General features: G+C 66.6%; 5 protein-coding genes. 3 read left to right on the top strand and 2 right to left on the bottom strand.

Annotated elements, in window-relative coordinates:
• Both AC01FP_RS15890 and AC01FP_RS15885 read right to left on the bottom strand, forming a co-directional pair.
• On the bottom strand, positions 1 to 164 hold a 164-nt coding region (locus AC01FP_RS15890; protein ID WP_474477741.1), incomplete at its 3' end, for a biliverdin-producing heme oxygenase.
• 77 nt (positions 165 to 241) lie between these two features.
• On the bottom strand, positions 242 to 655 hold the full coding sequence (locus tag AC01FP_RS15885) for a hypothetical protein (protein WP_474481647.1): 414 nt from the start codon (positions 653 to 655) through the stop codon (positions 242 to 244).
• A 128-nt stretch (positions 656 to 783) separates the two neighbouring features.
• Here AC01FP_RS15885 and AC01FP_RS15880 point away from each other — a divergent pair, with 128 nt between their 5' ends.
• Genes AC01FP_RS15880 through AC01FP_RS15870 form a run of 3 tightly spaced genes read left to right on the top strand, consistent with a single transcriptional unit; the run spans position 784 to position 4,921 of the window.
• Positions 784 to 2,229, top strand: a complete 1,446-nt coding sequence (locus tag AC01FP_RS15880) for an NADP-dependent isocitrate dehydrogenase (RefSeq protein ID WP_474481646.1) — start codon at positions 784 to 786, stop codon at positions 2,227 to 2,229.
• The gene (locus tag AC01FP_RS15875; RefSeq protein ID WP_474481645.1) at positions 2,226 to 3,524 is read left to right on the top strand and encodes a (Fe-S)-binding protein; all 1,299 of its coding nucleotides are present in this window, start codon (positions 2,226 to 2,228) and stop codon (positions 3,522 to 3,524) included. Before AC01FP_RS15880 ends, AC01FP_RS15875 begins: the two co-directional genes overlap by 4 nt.
• The gene (locus AC01FP_RS15870) at positions 3,521 to 4,921 is read left to right on the top strand and encodes an APC family permease (protein WP_474481644.1); all 1,401 of its coding nucleotides are present in this window, start codon (positions 3,521 to 3,523) and stop codon (positions 4,919 to 4,921) included. The genes AC01FP_RS15875 and AC01FP_RS15870 overlap by 4 nt, the downstream gene beginning before the upstream one ends.
• Positions 4,922 to 5,105: the final 184 nt, after the last annotated feature.

The raw sequence follows: 5,105 nt of genomic DNA, 5'->3' as shown, positions 1-5,105 counted from the left end.
TCCTCCATGGCGGAGTACACGAAATAAAGGTCGGCCACCAGGGTGCGGTAGCTGGCCTTATCCACCACCCCCTTGAGGAAGCAGCTCACGAAGCCGGTGTTCTCCGCCATCGTGTGGGCCTTTTTGGTGCCTTCACGCAGTTGGGAAGCAAGGGCGACGGCCATCTGACGGGGGCTTGGTACGGGCGAGGCGCCAAGTTAGGCGGGAGTTTTACCGGGGCGCCTGGCAAGGTTGCGAAGGGTTACGCAGCCAGGTCCTGATCGGCCTGCTCGGCGCCACCGAACAGATCAAACAGCTCCCGGGAAAACTGCTGCAACTTCTGCGCCACCTCGGCCTGGGGCAGATGACTGCCCGACGGCTGCCAGTCGCCCACGGTGGCCAGCCGCCAGCGCTCGCTCTCGTAGGTGAGACCCCGGATCGTCACCCCCAGCAGGCGGGGGCGTTCAGGCCTGCTCCGCCCCGGGGCCCCGTCCAGGCGCAGCTGCACCAGAAAGGAGCGGCACTGGCTGCGCGGACTCCAACCCGGTAGATGAAAGGAGAGATCCAGGCTCTCCTGCTCGGCAAAGGCACGGGTCAGTGCGTCGTCGCGCCAGGGGGTGAGGTTCGCTCGGGCATCGGGGAAGTGGACGCGAAACAGGCTCGCCGCCGCAGCAATTGCCTAGGCAAGTTCTAGGGATCGGGCCTGATCGGTGGCATTCATGCCGTTTCCCCTGAGCAGAACCGCAACATGCCTAAAACCTAGGCTCGCCGCACCGCTCAGGCCGAACAGGTCAGTAACAGCCCATGGCAACCCCTAGCGCCGCCAGCTTTGAGAAGCTCACCACCCCTGCCAGCGGCAGCGCAATTCGCTTCGAAAACGGTCAGCCGATCGTGCCCAATGATCCGATCATTCCCTTCATCCGCGGTGATGGCACGGGCGTAGACATCTGGCCCGCCACCCAGAAAGTGCTGGATGCGGCGGTGGCCCAGGCCTACGGCGACGATCGCCGGATTGAGTGGTTCAAGGTGTACGCCGGCGACGAAGCCTGCGACCTCTACGGCACCTACCAGTACCTGCCGGAAGACACCCTGAGCGCCATCAAGCAGTACGGCGTGGCCATCAAGGGCCCGCTCACCACGCCAATCGGCGGCGGCATCCGCTCCCTCAACGTGGCCCTGCGCCAGATCTTTGATCTGTATTGCTGCGTGCGGCCCTGCCGCTACTACGAGGGCACCCCCAGCCCCCACAAGCGCCCTCAAGACCTCGATGTGATCGTTTATCGCGAAAACACCGAAGACATCTACATGGGGATCGAGTGGGAAGCGGGCGATCCGGTGTGCCTCGATCTGATCAAGCACCTCAATGAGGTGGTGATCCCAGCCAACGGCAAGCTCGGTAACCGCCGCATCCCCGCGGGCTCCGGCATCGGCATCAAGCCCGTGAGCAAGCACGGCAGCCAGCGCCACATCCGCAAGGCGATCCAGCACGCCCTGCGCCTCGAGGGCGACAAGCGCCACGTGACCCTGGTGCACAAGGGCAACATCATGAAGTTCACCGAAGGTGCCTTCCGCGACTGGGGCTACGAACTGGCCAGCACCGAATTCCGCGATGTCTGCATCACCGAGCGGGAGAGCTGGATCCTCGACAACCTCGAAAAGGATCCCGGCCTGAGCATCGAGGCCAATGCCCGCATGATCGAGCCCGGCTACGACAGCCTCACCCCCGAGAAGAAAGCCGCCATTGATGCCGAGGTGCAGGGCGTGCTCGAGACCATCGGCGCCAGCCACGGCGGTGGCAAGTGGAAGCAGATGGTGCTTGTCGACGACCGCATCGCCGACAGCATCTTCCAACAGATCCAGACCCGCCCCGCCGACTACTCGATCCTCGCCACCCTCAACCTCAACGGCGACTACATCTCCGATGCCGCCGCAGCCGTGGTGGGCGGCCTGGGCATGGCCCCCGGCGCCAACATCGGCGACAACGCCGCCATCTTCGAGGCCACCCACGGCACCGCGCCCAAGCACGCCGGCCTGGACCGGATCAACCCCGGCTCGGTGATCCTCAGCGGCGTGATGATGCTCGAGTTCATGGGCTGGCAGGAGGCCGCCGACCTAATCACCGCGGGCCTGAGCGCCGCCATCGCCAATGGCGAGGTGACCTACGACCTGGCCCGGCTGATGGAGCCCCCCGTGGAGCCGGTGAGCTGCAGTGGCTTTGCTGATGCTGTGATTCGCCACTTCGGCGGATGAACACCGACCCCTGCGTGCACTGCGGCTTCTGCCTGCCCACCTGCGCCAGCTACCGGGTGCTGGGAACGGAGATGGATTCACCCCGGGGCCGCATCTACACCCTCAAGGCGATCGCCAACGGTGAACTGAGCCTCGACGCCACCGTGGCGAAACACTTCGACAGTTGCCTGGGCTGTCTCGCCTGCGTGACCGCCTGTCCGTCAGGGGTGCGCTACGACCAAATGATCGAGGCGACGCGCCCCCAGCTCAACGCCCCGGAACTGCGCAGCTCCGCCCAGCAGGCATTTCGCAAGCTGCTGTTTGCCCTGCTTCCCTACCCTGCGCGGCTTCGGGCCCTGCTCACGCCGCTGCGCCTTTACGCCGGCACCCCCCTGCAGGCCCTGGCCCGCCGCAGTGGGCTCACCCGCCTGTTCGGCCCCCAGCTGGAGGCCCTCGATCAGTTGCTACCTCCTTTAGCGCCAGCCGGCTTCCGCGACGACTTCCACCTGGTAGTGCCCGCCCAGGGTCCTCGCCGCGCCCGGGTAGGGCTAGTGCTGGGTTGTGTGCAGCGTTTATTTGATCCAGCCGTGAATCAGGCCGCCGTTCAGGTGCTTAGCGCCAACGGCATCGAGGTGGTGATCCCGCCAGCCCAGGGTTGCTGCGGCGCCGTGACCCACCACCAGGGGGAACTGGACCAAACCCACCAACTGGCCCAGGCCCTGATCCAAAGCTTCGAGGCTGTAGTGGGCCCAGGCAAGCCCGCCGGGGCCGGGCCTCTCGACGCCGTATTGGTGGCAGCTTCCGGTTGCGGCCACACCATGAAGGCCTACGGGCGGCTCACCGGCAGCAGCTTCTCCGCCCCGGTCGCGGATATTCAGGAGTTCCTCGCCGATCTCGGCCTCAGCCAGCCATTCCTCGCCGCCCTTAAGCCCCTGAGCCACGCTGACGGCGAGCCAGCCAGCGCAGAACGCCCGCTCCAACTGGCTTATCACGACGCCTGCCACATGCTGCACGGCCAGGGCATCAGCAGCCAGCCTCGGGCCCTGCTCAATGCCATCCCCCACATCCAGCTACGCGAAGCGACGGAAGCGGGAGTGTGTTGCGGCAGCGCCGGCATCTACAACCTGGTGCAGCCTGAGGAGGCCGCCGCCCTTGGGCAGCTCAAGGCCAGAGACCTAGCCGGCACCGGTGCCGAGCTGGCTGTAAGCGCCAACATCGGCTGCAGCCTGCAAATCCGGCGCCACCTGCAGGAGCTGCCCCAGCCGATCCCGGTGCTGCATCCGATGCAGTTGCTGGAGCAGAGCTACAGCGGTTGAGCCAACCCATCCCCGACCAGCAGCCAGTAAATAAGGCCCCTAAAGGCCGGCTGCTGAACATTCTGGGAGTGGGTTTTGGCTTGGCCGGTGCCGTGGGCGGCACGATCGGGGCCGGCATCCTGCGCACTCCGGGCCTGGTGGCAGCCCAGTTGCCCTCGGCGGAGCTGGTGCTGGCCGCCTGGCTGGCCGGCGGGCTCTATGCCCTGCTGGGGGCGGTGTGCATTGCCGAGTTGGCGGCAGCCTTACCGAAGGCCGGCGGTTGGTATGTCTACGCCGAGCGGGCCTTCGGCAAGCGAGTGGGCTTTCTGGCGGGCTGGACCGACTGGCTGGCCCACTGCATCGGCCTGGCCTGGGTGGCCACCACCGTGGGGGAATACGGCCAGGCCCTGCTGCCCGCCACGATCCCCCAGGAGCCCTACATGGCCCGAATCCTGGCGCTGCTGGCCATCGGCCTGTTCAGCCTGATCCAGCTGCGAGGCCTGCGGGCCGGCAGCGCCAGCCAGGAATTACTCAGCCTGGCCAAGGCGGTGGCCTTTCTGGCCCTGGTGGCGGCCTGCTTCCTGCTGCCCATCCAGGCGTCACCCCCTATCGCGCTAACCACCCCAACGCCCCTCGCCTCGATGAGCTGGCGGAGCCTGAGCCTGGCAGTAGTGCTGGCCCTACAGGCAGTGATCACCACCTACGACGGCTGGGCCAGCCCCGTTTATTTCGCTGAAGAATTCAGTGAACCCGGGCGAGATTTGCCCCGCTCCCTGATCGGCGGGGTGCTGGCGGTGCTGGTGCTTTATCTGCTGATCAACCTGGCCCTGCTGCATGTGCTGCCGCTGCCGCTGCTGGCCAGTTCCCCACTGCCAGCGGCCCTGGCGGCGCACGCCTTGGTGGGCCGCGCCGGGGGTGGGTTGATCACCGGCATAGCCCTGCTGGCCCTGCTGGGCCTGATCAACACCATGGTGATGACAGCTCCGCGCATCCTGCTCGGCCTGGGCCGCGCCGGCCTGGTGCCGGCCATCACCACCAGCGTGAACGCGGGCGGCACCCCCGTGGCTGCCTTGCTGCTCACCAGCGGCGGGGGCGCCTTGCTGGTGCTGGCCGGTTCCTTCGAGCGGCTGCTGAGCCTCGGCTCCGTGCTCTACGTGGGGCTGCCCCTAGTCGGCATCGCCAGCCTGATGGCACTGCGACAGCGCGAACCGGAGCTGCCGAGGCCGTTCCGCTGCTGGGGCTACCCACTGCCACCACTACTGATCGGCGCCGTGTCGCTGGCATTCCTGGCGGGCATGGTGGCCAGCGAGCCCCTGCTCTGCGCAGCCGCCACCGCCATGGTGGGGCTGGCCTGGCCGATCAGCCTGCTCGCCCAGCGACTGGGCTGGTTGCACAATGCAGAGATCCCAGAGCGATAGTCAATCAGGCCAGGATCATCATGTGAGCCGCACTGAATAAAAGAGTTGATCCGGCGCCGAATGTGCCCACAGTGGAGAGGCAGCCGTGGCAATCAAGCCATCATGGCCAATTCCCTGCCCCCGCCCAGCGCCCAGATCCCGGCCGCTCTGCCGAACGAACCGGATCTGCTGCTGGTCGAGCTGC

It is taken from the genome of Cyanobium sp. NIVA-CYA 375 (genome assembly GCF_056108345.1).
Note: the sequence above shows the minus strand (reverse complement) of the source record. Positions and strands in the feature narration are given on the sequence as shown.